The sequence below is a fragment of the Thermohahella caldifontis genome (assembly GCF_041153465.1).
Taxonomy (GTDB): Bacteria; Pseudomonadota; Gammaproteobacteria; order Pseudomonadales; family Oleiphilaceae; genus Thermohahella; species Thermohahella caldifontis.
In genome coordinates, this window is the sequence record NZ_CP154858.1 from 182,211 (window position 1) to 197,082 (window position 14,872).

The window sequence follows — 14,872 nt, forward strand, 5'->3', positions numbered from 1 at the left end:
GCGTCACGGAAAGCACATACAAACTTGATTGGGACACACAATGAGCGAAAGCTTTGCCGAACTTTTTGAAGAGAGCCTGAAAGAAATCGACATGCGTCCGGGTGCCATTGTCAAAGGCACGGTTGTGGACATTGACAATGACTGGGTAACCGTAAATGCCGGTCTGAAATCCGAAGGCGTGATTCCTGTCAGCCAGTTCCTGGACGAGAACGGCGAACTGACCATCAAGGTCGGTGACGAAGTCGATGTGGCCCTCGACGCGGTTGAAGACGGTTTCGGCGAAACCCGACTGTCACGCGAGAAAGCCAAGCGCGCTGAAGCCTGGAAAGAGCTGGAAAAGGCTTTCGAGAACGACGAAGTGGTCACGGGGCAGATCAGCGGCAAGGTCAAGGGCGGCTTCACGGTCGACCTCAAGGGCATCCGTGCGTTCCTGCCGGGCTCCCTGGTTGACGTGCGTCCGCTGCGCGATACGGCTCACCTGGAAGGCAAGGACCTGGAATTCAAGGTCATCAAGCTGGACCAGAAGCGCAACAATGTTGTGGTTTCACGTCGTGCCGTGCTCGAAGCCGAGAACAGTGCCGAGCGTGAAGCGCTGCTGGAGAACCTGGCCGAGGGCGTTGAAGTCAAGGGTATCGTCAAGAACCTCACCGACTACGGCGCGTTCGTCGATCTGGGTGGCGTGGACGGCCTGCTGCACATCACGGACATGGCCTGGAAGCGCATCCGTCATCCGAGCGAAATTGTCAACGTGGGTGACGAGATCATGGTCAAGGTGCTTAAGTTCGACCGCGAGCGCAATCGTGTGTCCTTGGGTCTCAAGCAGCTGGGTGAAGATCCCTGGTCTGCCATCAAGGACCGTTATCCCGAAGGCTCACGTGTCAAGGCACGTGTCACCAATCTGACCGACTACGGTTGCTTTGCCGAGCTGGAAGAGGGTGTGGAAGGTCTGGTTCACGTTTCCGAAATGGACTGGACCAACAAGAACATCCATCCGTCCAAGGTTGTGCAGGTGGGCGACGAGATCGAGGTCATGGTGCTGGATATCGACGAAGAGCGTCGTCGTATCTCCCTGGGTATCAAGCAGTGCCAGCCGAACCCGTGGGAAGAGTTCTCTGCCAAGTACAACAAGGGTGACCGGATCAGCGGCAAGATCAAGTCCATCACCGACTTCGGTATCTTCATCGGTCTCGAAGGCGGAATCGACGGTCTGGTGCACCTGTCCGACATCTCCTGGAACGAGTCTGGCGAAGAAGCTGTTCGTCAGTTCAAGAAGGGCGAAGAGGTCGAAACCGTTATCCTGTCCATTGATCCCGAGCGCGAGCGCATCTCTCTGGGCATCAAGCAGCTCGACAGCGATCCGTTCCAGGAGTACGTGGCAGCCAATGACAAGGGCGCCATCGTGACTGGCAAGGTCGTTGCCGTCGACGCCAAGGGCGCAACCATCGAGCTGGCTGAAGGCGTGGAAGGCGAACTGAAGGCTTCCGAAATCAGCCGTGACAAGGTGGAAGACGCGCGTAACGTGCTCAACGAAGGTGACGAGGTGGAAGCCAAGATCATCAGCGTTGATCGCAAGAACCGCAAGATCAGTCTCTCCATCAAGGCCAAGGATGTGGACGAGGAGAAGCAGGCGATCCGTGAAGTCCGTGAGCGTCAGGTTGAAGCTCAGGGACCGACCACGATCGGCGACCTGATCAAGGAGCAGCTGCAGCAGAAGCAGTGATCTCTGCCGCATGCCGCACAAAAAAACGGGCCTCGTGCCCGTTTTTTTGTATTTTTTTTAGCTATTTACTACACTTTGGTCGATGACGTTCAGAAGGATCACCCGATGACCAAATCAGAACTGGTTGAACTGATCGCGTCGCGGCAGCCGCAGCTCTCGGTAAAAGATGTGGAGCTGGCCGTCAAGACGATTCTCGACCACATGTCCGAAGCCCTGTCACAAGGGCAGCGTATTGAAATTCGCGGGTTTGGCAGTTTCTCGCTGCATTATCGTGCGCCGCGGACGGGCCGCAACCCGAAGACCGGCGAGACCGTGCAGCTGCCGGCCAAATACGTACCGCACTTCAAGCCCGGAAAGGACTTGCGTGAGCAGGTCAATGACAGTCTGAAAGCGGGCTACTGAGGCTGGGCGTTGTCCTGTCCTGTGGTATGATAGGGCCACGTGAGACAGGAATGATACGATGAAGAAACTGAAATCGGGGATTCTCGCGCTGCTGGTGCTGGTCATGTTGGTGGCCGGCATCGGCTTTACGCTGCTCAATCCGCAAGCCGTTGAACTGGATCTGTTCGTATTTCGTCTGCCGCCAATCAGCGTGGCCCTCCTGCTGATCGCTGCACTGGCGGGCGGGTTTGTATTGGGGGTTCTGGCTTCAGCCCTGAGCACGGCTGGCCGGAAACTCAGACCTGCACGGAGCCGGGCTGTTGAGGGCCAGCGTTAGCGCATGAGCATGCTGACCCAATGGCTGTTGGTGGCCACGGCCGTGGCGCTGGGCTGGGCGCTGGGCTACTGGCAGAATCGGCGGCCGGCCAGTTCATCCGGGAACGGCAGCAGCACAAGCGGGACGATCCGCTATCCCAAGGCGGTGCATTATCTGTTTGATGCCTATGATGCTCCGACGCTGGACTCCTTTGTCCATTCCCTTCCCGTCAACCGGGATACCATTCCCATTCATCTCTCATTGGCACATCACTATCGTCGTCGGGGAGAGGTCGAAAAAGCCACCATCCTGCATCAGAATCTGCTCGCCCATCCTGAGGTCAGGGTGCATTGTGGCGACCAGGTACAGTTCGAACTGGCCGAGGATTATCTGGCAGCCGGTCTGTATGACCGGGCAGAGAGCATTCTGCTGGAATTGCGCCAGTCCCCCGACTGGAAAGCCCGGGCAACACTCAAGCTGCTGGATATCTACGAACATGAGAAAGACTGGGAAATTGCCCGCGATCTGGCGCTGTCTCTCGACCACCGCAAGGACAGAACCCTGCAGATCCGGCTCGCGCACTACTGCTGCGAGATTGCCGAACGTGCCAACCGGCGGGGAGACTGGAACGAGGCCCGCGAGCAACTGCGGGCAGCGCTGAACTATGACCGTGGTGCGGTCAGGGCCAGTCTGGCGCTTGCCCGACTCTGTATCAGTCGCAAGCTGTACGCCGAGGCAGTCGGAGAGCTCAAGCGTATCGAACAGCAGGATGTGGGGTATCTGGGCGAAGCCATCGGCCTGCTGGATGAGGCGCTCAGCGGCATGGGGCAGCGGGAAAAGATGCAGCACTACTTCGAGCGATACTGGCAGCTTGCTCCCAGCACCGTCATGATGGTCTCCTGGGCGCAGTACAAGGCATCCGTGGAAGGGCGGCAGGCTGCCATTGATTTTCTGCTGGAGCAACTGGATGAGCATCCGAACCTGCGCGGTGTGTCCTCCCTGGTCATGCTCCTTTACCCGATGGCTGACGAAGATCACAAGCACTGGATCCGGATACTCAACGGCGTGGTGGAATCCATCATCGAGCGCACGCCGCATTATGTCTGTGAGCAATGCGGTTTCACCGGTCGCCAGCTCCACTGGCAATGCCCGAGTTGCAAGCACTGGTCAACCGTCAAACCCAAACCCTGGATATGAGTTGTATGCCTGACACGAAAAGCCCCGTCATTCTGGCACTGGATTTTGATACCCGGGAAGCCTGCCTGGCACTATTGGATCAGCTTGACCCGGACACTTGCCGGGTCAAGGTAGGCAAGGAGATGTTCACCCGCTTCGGTCCCGGATGGGTCGAGGCGCTTCAGGCCATGGGATTTGAGGTATTTCTGGATCTCAAGTTTCATGATATTCCCAACACGGTGGCCAAAGCGGTCGCCGCGGCAGCAGATCTCGGAGTCTGGATGGTGAATGTGCATGCCTCGGGTGGGCGACGCATGCTCACCGCTGCGGCGGAAGCCCTCGCACCCTATGCCGAGAGACCGCTGCTGACTGCGGTCACCATTCTGACCAGTCTGAGTGACGCCGAGCTGGCCGAAATCGGTTATCAGGGCAGTGCGGCGGACATGGTGCCGCGTCTCGCTCGGCTGGCGCAGGATTGTGGGCTGGACGGTGTGGTCTGCTCGGCTCAGGAAGCGCCGATTCTGCGTCAGCAGGGGCTGAATTTTGCGCTGGTGACGCCCGGCATCCGTCCGCAATGGGCAACTGCCGGTGATCAGACCCGCATTGTCACACCGGCCACTGCACTCAAGAACGGCAGCGATTATCTGGTTATCGGGCGACCCGTGACACAGGCAGAGCATCCCGCCGAGGCACTGGAGAAGGTGATTGCTGAAATCGGATGGAATCAAGCAGAATGAAAAAGGCCGCTCTGTGAGCGGCCTTCAGGAATTCTGGCTCCCCGAGCTGGACTCGAACCAGCGACCCAATGATTAACAGTCATTTGCTCTACCAACTGAGCTATCGGGGAATCACGTCATCGACGTGGCGCGTATATTACTGATCACCCGGATGGGCGTCAACCCCCTGAAATGCAAAATGTTGGGAGCAAATAAACTGTCCGGACTTGTAGCACGTGATTTGTCCGGTTTCATGATCACCAAGGAGGTGAGCCATGAGACGGACAGAACTGCTACAGGAGATCCGGAAAATGCGATTCGAAGAAGCCTATACGGGATGGACCGAGAAACGGCTGACCCAGGAAGAGGCGGCGCGGCTGCTGGGGGTCTGTGAGCGGACCTTCCGGCGCTATATCGACCGCTACGAGGAGGAGGGCCTCGACGGCCTGATCGACAAGCGCCTGAGTCAGGTTTCCCACCGCAAGGCCCCGGTGGATGAGGTTCTACGCCTCGAGGCGCTCTACAAGGAGCGCTACGACGGCTGGAACATCAAACACTTCTACAGCTTCTACCGCGACCGTCACGGCGGCACACGCAGCTATACCTGGGTACGGAACACCTTGCAGAAGGCAGGCCTGGTCAAGAAGGCACCGGCTCGGGGTAAGCATCGTCGACGCCGCGAGCGGGCGCCCATGGTCGGCATGATGCTCCACCAGGATGGCTCCACCCACGAATGGGTTCCCGGCCACCACTGGGATCTGATCATCACCTTCGATGACGCCACCTCTGAGCACTACTCCATGTTCTTCGTCGAGGAGGAAGGCACGGCTTCGAGCTTCCAGGCCATGCGAGAGGTCATCACCGATCACGGCCTTCCCTCGAGCCTCTATACCGACCGGGGCAGTCACTACTGGCACACCCCCAAGGCCGGCGGCAAGGTCGACAAGTCCAACCTCACCCAGTTCGGCAGGGCCATGGCCCAGCTCGGGGTCGAGATGATCCCCGCCTATTCCCCCGAGGCCCGGGGCCGCTGTGAGCGCCAGTTCGCCACCCATCAGGGACGCCTGCCCAAGGAACTTGCAGCCCAGGGCATTACCACCATGGCGGCGGCCAACCGCTACCTTCGGGAGCACTACCTGCCGGCCTTCAACCGGGAGTTCTGCGTCAAACCCGCCGTCGAGGGCAGCGCCTTCGTGCCTTTCATCGGCCCTGGACTGGACGACATCCTGTGTGAGCAGTACGAACGCACCGTGAACAAGGACAACTGCGTCTCGTTCGAGGGACTCAAGCTGCAGATCCCTGCCGACCGCTATCGGCGCCATTACGTCAAGGCCAAGGTTCGGGTACACCGTTATCCTGATCGCTCCCTGGCGATCTTCCACGGCCCCAGAAGACTGGCCAGTTACACCCCAGAAGGCCTGCCCTTCGACCCCCTCGAACCTATTGATCAGGCACCGGCCAACGTCCGCTGCCAAGTCTGATCATCAGTGGACCCAAAGCGGACAGTTTATGTGCTACAAAACCGGACAGTTCTATTTGTTGCTAACACCCCCTGAAATGCAAAAATGCAGCCGGGGTTGCCAGACCGGCGTGTCCGGCCGGAAAAGGGGGTATACTGTCGGCCCCGGCTACGCCGCGGAAATTCCGACAAGCCCTTGAGAAAGTCTGTTCAGGAGAACACAGCCGCATGACCCAGCGTTTCAAGTTGCATGCCGATTACACCCCTGCCGGTGATCAGCCGGAGGCCATCCGGAAACTCGTGGAAGGTCTGGAAGACGGCCTCATGCACCAGACGCTGCTGGGGGTTACCGGTTCCGGCAAGACGTTCACCATTGCCAACGTGATCGAGCAGGTCCAGCGGCCGACCCTGGTCATGGCTCACAACAAGACCCTGGCGGCCCAGTTGTATGGCGAGTTCAAGGCATTCTTCCCGGAAAACGCGGTGGAGTACTTTGTTTCCTACTACGACTACTACCAGCCGGAGGCCTATGTCCCTGCCTCAGACACCTACATCGAGAAAGACGCCTCCATCAATGAGCACATCGAGCAGATGCGACTCTCGGCCACCAAGGCGCTGCTGGAAAAGCGGGATGTCATCATCGTGGCGACCGTGTCATCCATCTATGGCCTGGGTGATCCGGAGTCCTATTTCCGCATGGTGCTGCACCTGGATCGCGGCGACCGTGTGGATCAGCGTCATATCCTGCGCCGCCTGGCGGAACTTCAGTACACACGCAATGAAGTGGAACTGCACCGGGCGACCTACCGCGTGCGGGGCGACGTCATTGATGTGTTTCCGGCCGAATCCGAAAAGGAAGCCATCCGGATCGAGCTCTTTGATGATGAAATCGAAAACCTGAGCTGGTTTGATCCGCTTACCGGAGAGGTCATTCGTCGTGTGCCGCGGGTCACCATCTATCCCAAGACACATTATGCCACGCCCAGGCAGGTCATCCTAGATGCCGTGGAGCAGATCAAGGTCGAACTGAAGGAGCGACTGGAATGGCTCCGGGCCAATAACAAGCTGGTTGAAGCCCAGCGTCTGGAAGAGCGGACGCGGTTTGATCTGGAAATGATGCTGGAGCTGGGCTACTGCAACGGCGTGGAAAACTACAGCCGCTACCTGAGTGGTCGCAATCCCGGTGAGCCACCGCCGACACTGTTTGACTATCTCCCTGACGATGCCCTGCTGGTGGTGGACGAGTCTCATGTGACCATTCCCCAGATCGGTGCCATGTACAAGGGTGACCGCTCGCGCAAGGAAACGCTGGTGGAATACGGGTTTCGCCTGCCCTCAGCCCTGGACAACCGGCCCATGCGATTCGAGGAATGGGAGCGCATTGCGCCACAGACCATCTTCGTGTCGGCCACGCCCGGCAATTATGAAGCCGAGCACTCCGGGCAGGTGGTGGAGCAGGTGGTCAGGCCCACGGGCCTGGTTGATCCGGTCATTGAAGTGCGACCGGCATCCAACCAGGTGGATGACCTGCTGCATCAGATCCGCGAAACTGTCGGCCGCGGTGAGCGTGTGCTGGTGACCACGCTCACCAAGCGCATGGCCGAGGACCTGACCGAGTTTCTCGCCGAACATCAGGTACGGGTGCGGTATCTCCATTCCGACATTGATACGGTGGAGCGGGTGGAAATCATCCGGGACCTGCGCCTGGGCGAGTTTGATGTGCTGGTGGGCATCAACCTGTTGCGGGAAGGTCTGGACATGCCGGAAGTGTCACTGGTGGCCATACTGGACGCGGACAAGGAAGGCTTCCTGCGTTCGGAGCGTTCGCTGATCCAGACGATGGGGCGGGCGGCGCGTCACCCCAATGGCCGTGCCATTCTGTATGCCGACCAGATCACCGGTTCCATGAAGCGGGCGATTGACGAAACCGAGCGTCGGCGCCAGAAGCAGATCGCTTATAACGAAAAACACGGGATTACGCCTACGGCGCTGAACAAGAAGGTGGCGGACATCATGGAAGGCGCCGTGCCCGGTCGCAGTCGCAGCAAGACGCGCCAGAAAGTGGCGGAGCCGGAGGGCAGCTACGACCTTGATGTGACGCAGCTGACCCCCGAGAATCTGGCGCGTACGCTGAAAGCACTGGAGGAGGCCATGTTTGAAGCTGCGCGCAATCTGGAGTTCGAGAAAGCGGCACAGCTGCGCGATCAGCTCAACACTCTGAAGCACAAGGGGCTGGAGTCCGGGCTCTGAGGCGGCTCGCCGCCTCTGGTGTCAGGTTGTCGCCGTGGGGGCCTGATGCCACACACGCACACTGCCGAACCAGCGGAAAGCGGCCAGATGCTGACGGATAGCCTCCACATCTTCAGGTGAAAGCGTCACACCGGCACGCACCTTCAGTTCCAGGTGAACCCGCTTTTCCAGATAGTGCAGGGTTGCGGAGATGGCCCCGTCAGGCAGTGCGAGTTCCTCATACAGTGCCTCAAGGATGGGCTCGATGTCATGGCGCAGCGGCAGTTCGGGGGCATCCGTCACGTTCAGATTCTGGTCATCCTCGGCATCCACGTGAAAGGTGACGTCGCTGATCTCGGGCATGGCTGCGCGCAGATGCCTGGCGACGGTGAGACCGATCTGATGCCCCTCGGAGACACTGATGCGCGGATCCACCAGCAAATGGATATCCAGCACGATCCGTGGACCCACGTGGCGTGCGCGCAGGTCGTGAATCCCGCGGACTTCCGGCAGGTCTGCCACGGCTGCCCGCAGGCGTGCCAGATCCTCTTCCGGCAGCGAGGTTTCCAGCAATTCCTGAATGCTGTCCCAGATCAGGGAGCCGCCAACCCAGGCCACCATCAGCGCCACCACGACCGCGCCGGCAGCATCCAGCCAGGTCCAGCCAAAGAGTGCACCGATCAGCGCAATCAGCACAATGACGGATGACAGGGCATCGCTGCGATGATGCCAGGCATTGGCAATCAGCATGTCGGAACGGATGGCACGTCCCACCTTGACGGTGTAATGATAGAGCCATTCCTTGCTGGCGATGGAAAGGATGGCCATGACAATGGCTGTACTGCCGGTGACCTCGTGCGGGGCATTGATCCACAGTGTCTGGAGGCTGTCCCAGGCCAGACCGCCGGCCACCGCAATGAGCAGCACTCCGAGAATGACCGTGCCCAGGGTTTCAAACTTGCCGTGACCATAGGGATGATCCTTGTCCGGCGCTTCATGGGCCACCCGGTTGACGGCCAGCACGAGCACATCGGAAGCCAGGTCGGAGAAGGAGTGCAGGCCATCTGCAACCAGTGCATGAGAGCCGCTGGCCAGCCCCACGCCGACCTTGCCCACACCCAGCCCCAGATCCGTCCACAGGCCGACCCAGGTCACACGATCGGCTGCAGACTTGTTGTGCTCAAGGGTGGACATGGCAAACTCCGGTATGCATTGAAGGTGACGCCATTATATCGGCAGGCAGACCTGAAACAACTCTGCTAGACTGAATAAAAAGTGATCACTGCAGAGGTGGAATATGGAAAGGCGTCATTATCAGCGTTGCCCGGGCCATCTGTATCTCCGGCTGGTCTGCCGCGACGGGGACTGTATTCAGGCGGTAGCGCGGGAAGTTTCGGAAGGCGGGCTGTTTGTCGAGGGGCCGGTGCCGCCAGAGCTCGAGCCGGGCACACCGGTACGGGTGCAGGTGCAGGGCATCCTGTCGGATCAGTCGCCTTGGGTGGAAATGAATGTCATACGGGTGACCGGACAGGGGTTGGCACTGGTTTTTCCGGAAGTTTCCGCCTGACGTCAAAATCCTGACCCAAAGCCCTGTCGATCATCCGGCGGCCACTTTGATCAAAGAAAAAACACTCCGTAACCTATTGAATAATAAGAAATAAAATAAAGCGATCAAAAAATGATCAAATCGCTGAGCCCCTGATCCCTCGCGGCGTTAGGCAACATACCCTAGGGATATCCCCAAAGTTATCCACAGATCTCGTGGATAAATGACCGAATTGTCACACGCCTGTGGAAAGCCCGGGACCGGACGCATGAATACTGTCATCCGGGGGTGAAATGGCTATAATGGCCGCCGACACGCCCACAGACTGAGCCCCGGAACCATGGATTACCGTCTCATTCAACCGCTGCTGTTTCGTCTCAACCCTGAAACCGCTCACGATCTGTCTCTGAATGTCCTCGCAACGCTGGCAAGGCTGGGGGTCGCGGAATGGTTCGGTCGGCGGCCTGAGCCCCGGCCGGTCACACTGATGGGGCTGACCTTTCCCAACCCGGTGGGCCTGGCGGCGGGTCTGGACAAGGACGGACGGTGTATTGACGGGCTGGCCGCCATGGGATTCGGTTTTCTCGAAGTGGGAACGGTGACGCCGCGGCCTCAGCCCGGCAATCCCCGCCCGAGATTGTTCCGCTTGCCGGACCAGCAGGCCATCATCAACCGTATGGGATTCAACAACGATGGTGTGGACGCGCTGATCCGTCGTCTGGACAAGACCCGCTATGACGGCATTCTCGGGATCAATGTCGGCAAGAACAAGGATACGCCCCAGGAAGAGGCCAGCAAGGATTACGTGACCTGCATTGAAAAGGTCTATCACCGTGCCAGTTACATCACGGTCAACCTGTCATCCCCGAACACCCCGGGTCTGCGTGCACTGCAATTCGGTGAGGCATTGCGCGAGCTGATCGGTGAGGTACGGGAGGCACAGGAACGTCTGGCGTCTCGCCATGGCCGGCGGGTGCCTGTTGTCGTCAAGATTGCACCGGACATGTCTGACGATGAAATCCGCATGACGGGTGAAACACTGGTACAGGCGGGTGTGGATGGCATCATTGCGACCAATACCACCCTGTCGCGGGAAGGTGTGGAGCGTGCGCCGCACGGCAAGGAAACCGGCGGACTGAGTGGTGCGCCCCTGACGACGCGGGCCACGGAGGTCGTGCGCGTACTGTGCGAGACCGTGGACGGGCGTGTGCCGGTCATTGCGTCCGGTGGCGTGATGGACGGGGAGTCCGCGCTGGCAAAGGTTGAGGCTGGTGCCGCTCTGGTGCAGATCTATACGGGCTTCATCTATCGGGGGCCGGAACTGATCAGGGAGATCGCACACCGGCTGTATCAGGCAGGATGGCCGGACTTGCCCCATATCAGGACGCTGGCCGCGAAATCTGCCGGGACTGAAGGGTAGAAAGCAAATAAAAGGCCCGCTGAGCGGGCCTGAGTACGGGGCTGTATCCCCGTGCGGTGAAGAAAGTTGAAACGTAAAATCAGATAACGGGTTCTTTGTGTAAACCGGATACGCCGACGTATCCGTCCCAGTGATCCGCCCGTCCGTCTCTCCAGCCGTTCATCCATTGCTGGCGCGCGAGGGCATTGTTGGTGGGGCATAAGTCTTTGGACCGGCCTGCGATCCCGGCCCGGTAACCCTTGAGGTAAGCTCTTTCCAAAGTGTTTCGCTTCTGTCTTCTCATTCTTGTTGAACCTCATGACCTTGGGTGATTGGTAAAGATGAAGTGAAAAGTGTCGGCAGGTCGTCTTTCTCCTTGTTGGGTGTGATGATGTTTGGGTTGAACATGCTTTAACCATAAACCACACTTTCGAGCAGAGTGAACGAATAATTTCATCTATGTGACGGTGTTTTTAGATGCGAAAGCTCTTTAAACACTGAAATGGCCGCTGAAACAAGGCTCTGGCCGGGCGGCACCGGAGTGTAACGAAATGTCTGAATTTGTAATCTGGGCAGCTTGCCCGTCTGGACTGGAATACCTGCTTGCGGATGAGCTGAGCGCACTGGGCGTGAAGGACGCCAGTGCCGGACGGTTGGGGGTCCGGGGGCTGGCGGACTGGTCGGTCACCTGCCGGGCACTGCTGGAAACAAGGCTCGCAAGCCGCGTATTCCGTGTTCTGGCAGAAGAGGTGGCGCGCGATGCGGACACCCTGTCCTCGCTGGCCGGTTCGGTGGACTGGCAGGCGTGGCTGGTGCCGGACATGCCTTTCTGGATACACGCCCAGGGTCACGCCGGAGACCTGCGTCATCCGCACTTTGCGGCGCAGGTGGTCAAGGATGTGATTGTGGATCAGTTTCGTGCCGCCGGCCTGACACCCCCCGGATTGATCGGGATCGGGCGAAGGTGCAGATCCAGCTTACCCTGGGCAAGCATGCCGTGCTGGGTCTGGATCTGGCCGGACGCAGTCTGCACAAGCGCGGCTACCGGATACGGGAGGCGGAAGCGCCGATCCGGGAGAATGTGGCCGCGGCGATCCTGATGCGGGCAGGCTGGCCGGGGGCCTGGCGCAACGAGGAGTGCATGACACTGGTGGATCCCATGTGTGGCAGCGGCACCTTTCTCGCGGAAGCCTGGATGATGGCGGCGGACATGGCACCGGGAGTGTTGCGCCAGGACTATGCCATCACAAGAGCACCCTGGCACCCCCGGCATGAGTGGGATGCCGCACTTGACGCCTGCCGTACCCGGTACGAATCAGGCCGGGAGTGGGCGTTGAAGCATGTGCGGCTGTGGGGCTCTGACGTGGATGCTGCGGCCATTCAGGCTGCACGGGCCAACCTGGCGGTCCTGGATGATGCGGTGCCGGCAACACTCATCAGAGCCGATGCCTGCAAGCTCAGCCCCGATGACCTGGCGCTGACATCGCCGGGGCTGATGGTGACCAATCCACCCTATGGCGAGCGACTCGGGGACGAGCAGCGCTTGCGGCCGGTCTATCGGGCCTGGGGCCAGCAGCTGAAGGCATGCTGGGGTGGGTGGACACTGATGATGATCACGTCCAGCCAGACACTGGCGCAGGCGATGCCCCTGGCGGCTGACAAAACCTGGAAAATGAAGAATGGCGGGCTTGATTGTATCCTGGCCCGTTATGGTATCCGTGCGGCGGAAACCACCGGACAGGCTGAGCCGGGTGGCCCTGCCCCGGCACCTTCTGCATTCGCCAACCGCCTGGCCAAGAACTGGAAGAAGCGGCAACGCTGGGCAAGGCGGGAAAATATCAAGGCATTCCGGGTATATGACGCCGATATGCCGGAGTATGCGGTGGCCGTTGACTGGTACGACGGCTGGGTGCATGTGCAGGAATATGCGCCGCCCCCCACGATCCGGGAGGACAAGGCGCGCAGGCGACTCTATCAGGTGCTTGACGATGTGGCGGCGGTGCTCGATGTCCCGCCGGAGCATGTGTTTCTCAAGCAGAGAAAGCCGCAGAAAGGCACCACGCAATATACGCGGCAGGCGGAGCTGCGCTATGAAAAGGTCGTGGAGGAGGGGGCTGCCCGGCTCTGGGTCAATCTCTCCGATTTTCTGGATACCGGACTGTTTCTGGATCACCGGCCTACGCGCTTGTGGATTGCGGATCATGCCCGGGGAAAGCGCTTTCTCAACCTGTTCTGCTATACCGGCGCGGCCACGGTGCATGCGGCACTCGGCGGCGCAGCCCGGACGGTCAGTGTGGATCTGTCCAACACTTATCTGGACTGGGCGCGCAGAAACCTGACGGAGAATGGTCTCGCGGGGGGCAAGCATGCACTGGTTCGGGCAGATGTGCTGAGCTGGCTGAAGTCATGCCGGGAGACCTTTGACCTGATCTTCATGGATCCGCCCACCTTCAGCAACTCGAAGAAGATGCGCGATGTGCTCGACATCCAGCGTGATCATGCGGTTCTGGTGCATGCCGCCATGTCGTGCCTGACAACGGAGGGTTTGCTGATCTTCTCGACCAATTACCGGCGCTTTAAGCTGGATCCGGCACTGGAGGCGGACTACCTGACGGAGGAGGTCTCGGACTGGTCCGTGCCGCCGGATTTCGAACGCAACCGGCGGATTCACCGGTGCTGGCATATTCGCCACCGCTGAATCCGCGCGGATTCGGGGATCAGTAGCGGTATTTGATCCCCAGGTTGAGCTGCATCATGCGGACCTTGGTCTGGCTGTCCTTGTGGATACGACCAAACTCGAATGTTCCCCACACATCCTTGTGGATCTGGATCTCCGTTCCGAGTATGTAGCTCACGCTGAAGGAGCTGCTGTAGAACTTTTCGGGAATATCGGGAAATGCAGTCGGATCGTCGCGCTGGGTTTCGCCCTTGACGAAACTGAACCCGAACAGGCCATAGACAGTCCAGTATTCGGTCGGCGCGTAGGTGGGGCCCATGTACCAGCTCGCCAGATAGTTGGTCTTGACCTTGAGTCCGTCCTGCGGGCTGTCTTCGGTCAGGCCCATGCCGAAGCGGCCTTCCACCTTCACGTAGTCGGTAATGTGGGTGCCCAGTATGAGTGTGGCACCGTCCAGCCGGGCGGATTTTTCTCCGCGAATGGAGCGGAAGTCCCAGTCGGAGTAGGTCAGCCCCACGTAGGACACGTCTTCAAGTTTCTGGGCGGTGTCTGCCACAGCGAGGGGAGCGGCAATCAGGGCCAGCAGGCCCACGGCAGGTAAGCGTCTCATGCGGCGCATTGTCCTTTACATTCTGCAACAAAAAAACAATGTATCCGAAATCCGCCCGCCGGGGGCGGATACGGGTCACAAAACCGGGTGCTGGTTGGCCGGGCAGCAGTCAGCTACCCGCTTTTTCGCACAGCCGAAGCATGACGTACACATTGTGTTCGGCCTGAAAGGCGGTCAGTCCTTCCTCGTCCAGCAGTTCCCGCTTGCGTTCGAACAGATCGGGAATGTCCGCCAGTTCGGGGAACTGGTTCATGGGGGCGATTTCAAACGGCAGTTCACTGCGGGCAGCCTCAAAAAGGCGTTCCAGCCAGAGTTCATCCGGATCCAGACCATCCACATAAACGGTTTCCTCTGCCAGATCCTCCGCCAGCAGACGGGCCACATCCTTGCACGACAGCCCCTGATCGATGAGGTGTTCGCGGGTGAGCCCCATGCCGGACTCGAAGCCGGTGTCCCATTCTGTCCAGTCGTCGTCCGGACAGACCAGCACGTTGCGGATCACGCCATCCCGGGTTGACCAGGCGATCACCACCGGATAGCCCTCCTCATCCGGAGAACTGGCTTCAATATCGAGAAACAGTCGGGGTGTTCTCATGTGCAGGCATTACCTGTTCCGTTGGGCTTGTGATAGATTGGCATTATC

The 14,872-nt window shown here is 59.4% G+C and carries 15 protein-coding genes and 1 tRNA gene; 11 read left to right on the plus strand and 5 right to left on the minus strand.

All coding sequences use genetic code 11. From position 1 onward, the window contains the following. The first annotated feature begins 40 nt into the window (after positions 1–40). The 5 genes from rpsA (at position 41) to pyrF (ending at position 4,330) form a co-directional block, all read left to right on the plus strand. Positions 41–1,720: a 30S ribosomal protein S1 gene (gene rpsA, locus AAIA72_RS00850; protein ID WP_369601572.1), complete on the plus strand. Its 1,680-nt coding sequence runs from the start codon at positions 41–43 to the stop codon at positions 1,718–1,720. A gap of 75 nt (positions 1,721–1,795) precedes the next feature. Further along, positions 1,796–2,122, plus strand: coding sequence for an integration host factor subunit beta (locus AAIA72_RS00855; protein ID WP_369601573.1), 327 nt, complete (start codon positions 1,796–1,798; stop codon positions 2,120–2,122). A 58-nt stretch (positions 2,123–2,180) separates the two neighbouring features. Further along, positions 2,181–2,438: a lipopolysaccharide assembly protein LapA domain-containing protein gene (locus AAIA72_RS00860; protein WP_369601574.1), complete on the plus strand. Its 258-nt coding sequence runs from the start codon at positions 2,181–2,183 to the stop codon at positions 2,436–2,438. Positions 2,439–2,441: 3 nt separating this feature from the next. Then, positions 2,442–3,614, plus strand: coding sequence for a lipopolysaccharide assembly protein LapB (lapB, locus tag AAIA72_RS00865; protein ID WP_369601575.1), 1,173 nt, complete (start codon positions 2,442–2,444; stop codon positions 3,612–3,614). A gap of 5 nt (positions 3,615–3,619) precedes the next feature. Further along, entirely contained in the window at positions 3,620–4,330 is a 711-nt protein-coding gene (gene pyrF, locus AAIA72_RS00870; RefSeq protein WP_369601576.1) for an orotidine-5'-phosphate decarboxylase, read from the plus strand. 34 nt (positions 4,331–4,364) lie between these two features. On the opposite strand, the gene AAIA72_RS00875 is transcribed toward pyrF, so the two are convergent. Then, positions 4,365–4,440 (minus strand) — tRNA-Asn (locus AAIA72_RS00875). Between the two features lie 180 nt (positions 4,441–4,620). Between AAIA72_RS00875 and AAIA72_RS00880 the strand changes: the two genes are divergently transcribed. Together AAIA72_RS00880 and uvrB are read left to right on the plus strand one after the other, a co-directional pair. Continuing rightward, entirely contained in the window at positions 4,621–5,790 is a 1,170-nt protein-coding gene (locus AAIA72_RS00880) for an ISNCY family transposase (RefSeq protein WP_369600308.1), read from the plus strand. 206 nt (positions 5,791–5,996) lie between these two features. After that, entirely contained in the window at positions 5,997–8,018 is a 2,022-nt protein-coding gene (gene uvrB / locus AAIA72_RS00885; protein WP_369601577.1) for an excinuclease ABC subunit UvrB, read from the plus strand. 21 nt (positions 8,019–8,039) lie between these two features. On the opposite strand, the gene AAIA72_RS00890 is transcribed toward uvrB, so the two are convergent. Next, positions 8,040–9,191 carry a cation diffusion facilitator family transporter gene (locus AAIA72_RS00890; RefSeq protein ID WP_369601578.1) on the minus strand — a complete coding sequence of 384 codons (1,152 nt, stop codon included), beginning with the start codon at positions 9,189–9,191 and terminating at the stop codon, positions 8,040–8,042. 103 nt (positions 9,192–9,294) lie between these two features. Between AAIA72_RS00890 and AAIA72_RS00895 the strand changes: the two genes are divergently transcribed. After that, positions 9,295–9,564 carry a PilZ domain-containing protein gene (locus tag AAIA72_RS00895; protein WP_369601579.1) on the plus strand — a complete coding sequence of 90 codons (270 nt, stop codon included), beginning with the start codon at positions 9,295–9,297 and terminating at the stop codon, positions 9,562–9,564. 319 nt (positions 9,565–9,883) lie between these two features. Continuing rightward, positions 9,884–10,963 carry a quinone-dependent dihydroorotate dehydrogenase gene (locus tag AAIA72_RS00900; RefSeq protein ID WP_369601580.1) on the plus strand — a complete coding sequence of 360 codons (1,080 nt, stop codon included), beginning with the start codon at positions 9,884–9,886 and terminating at the stop codon, positions 10,961–10,963. 79 nt (positions 10,964–11,042) lie between these two features. Here AAIA72_RS00900 and rmf read toward each other — a convergent pair whose 3' ends face one another. Beyond that, positions 11,043–11,246 carry a ribosome modulation factor gene (gene rmf / locus AAIA72_RS00905; RefSeq protein ID WP_369601581.1) on the minus strand — a complete coding sequence of 68 codons (204 nt, stop codon included), beginning with the start codon at positions 11,244–11,246 and terminating at the stop codon, positions 11,043–11,045. 247 nt (positions 11,247–11,493) lie between these two features. Between rmf and AAIA72_RS00910 the strand changes: the two genes are divergently transcribed. Then, positions 11,494–12,042: a hypothetical protein gene (locus AAIA72_RS00910; RefSeq protein WP_369601582.1), complete on the plus strand. Its 549-nt coding sequence runs from the start codon at positions 11,494–11,496 to the stop codon at positions 12,040–12,042. Beyond that, entirely contained in the window at positions 11,925–13,640 is a 1,716-nt protein-coding gene (gene rlmKL, locus AAIA72_RS00915) for a bifunctional 23S rRNA (guanine(2069)-N(7))-methyltransferase RlmK/23S rRNA (guanine(2445)-N(2))-methyltransferase RlmL (protein WP_369602955.1), read from the plus strand. The genes AAIA72_RS00910 and rlmKL overlap by 118 nt, the downstream gene beginning before the upstream one ends. A 19-nt stretch (positions 13,641–13,659) precedes the next feature. Here the strand turns inward: rlmKL and AAIA72_RS00920 are convergent, their stop codons facing one another. Beyond that, positions 13,660–14,229 (minus strand): outer membrane beta-barrel protein, encoded by a 570-nt coding sequence (locus tag AAIA72_RS00920; RefSeq protein WP_369601583.1) that lies wholly within the window; start codon positions 14,227–14,229, stop codon positions 13,660–13,662. A gap of 109 nt (positions 14,230–14,338) precedes the next feature. Next, positions 14,339–14,824, minus strand: coding sequence for a hypothetical protein (locus AAIA72_RS00925; RefSeq protein ID WP_369601584.1), 486 nt, complete (start codon positions 14,822–14,824; stop codon positions 14,339–14,341). Between the last annotated feature and the right edge of the window lie 48 nt (positions 14,825–14,872).

Coding starts and splice junctions, on each gene's coding strand:
- rpsA (WP_369601572.1), top strand. CDS start 41: ATGAGCGAAAGCTTTGCCGAACTTTTTGAAGAGAGCCTGAAAGAAATC.
- AAIA72_RS00860 (WP_369601574.1), top strand. CDS start 2,181: ATGAAGAAACTGAAATCGGGGATTCTCGCGCTGCTGGTGCTGGTCATG.
- lapB (WP_369601575.1), top strand. CDS start 2,442: ATGAGCATGCTGACCCAATGGCTGTTGGTGGCCACGGCCGTGGCGCTG.
- pyrF (WP_369601576.1), top strand. CDS start 3,620: ATGCCTGACACGAAAAGCCCCGTCATTCTGGCACTGGATTTTGATACC.
- AAIA72_RS00880 (WP_369600308.1), top strand. CDS start 4,621: ATGCGATTCGAAGAAGCCTATACGGGATGGACCGAGAAACGGCTGACC.
- uvrB (WP_369601577.1), top strand. CDS start 5,997: ATGACCCAGCGTTTCAAGTTGCATGCCGATTACACCCCTGCCGGTGAT.
- AAIA72_RS00890 (WP_369601578.1), bottom strand. CDS start 9,191: ATGTCCACCCTTGAGCACAACAAGTCTGCAGCCGATCGTGTGACCTGG.
- AAIA72_RS00895 (WP_369601579.1), top strand. CDS start 9,295: ATGGAAAGGCGTCATTATCAGCGTTGCCCGGGCCATCTGTATCTCCGG.
- AAIA72_RS00900 (WP_369601580.1), top strand. CDS start 9,884: ATGGATTACCGTCTCATTCAACCGCTGCTGTTTCGTCTCAACCCTGAA.
- rmf (WP_369601581.1), bottom strand. CDS start 11,246: ATGAGAAGACAGAAGCGAAACACTTTGGAAAGAGCTTACCTCAAGGGT.
- AAIA72_RS00910 (WP_369601582.1), top strand. CDS start 11,494: ATGTCTGAATTTGTAATCTGGGCAGCTTGCCCGTCTGGACTGGAATAC.
- AAIA72_RS00920 (WP_369601583.1), bottom strand. CDS start 14,229: ATGAGACGCTTACCTGCCGTGGGCCTGCTGGCCCTGATTGCCGCTCCC.
- AAIA72_RS00925 (WP_369601584.1), bottom strand. CDS start 14,824: ATGAGAACACCCCGACTGTTTCTCGATATTGAAGCCAGTTCTCCGGAT.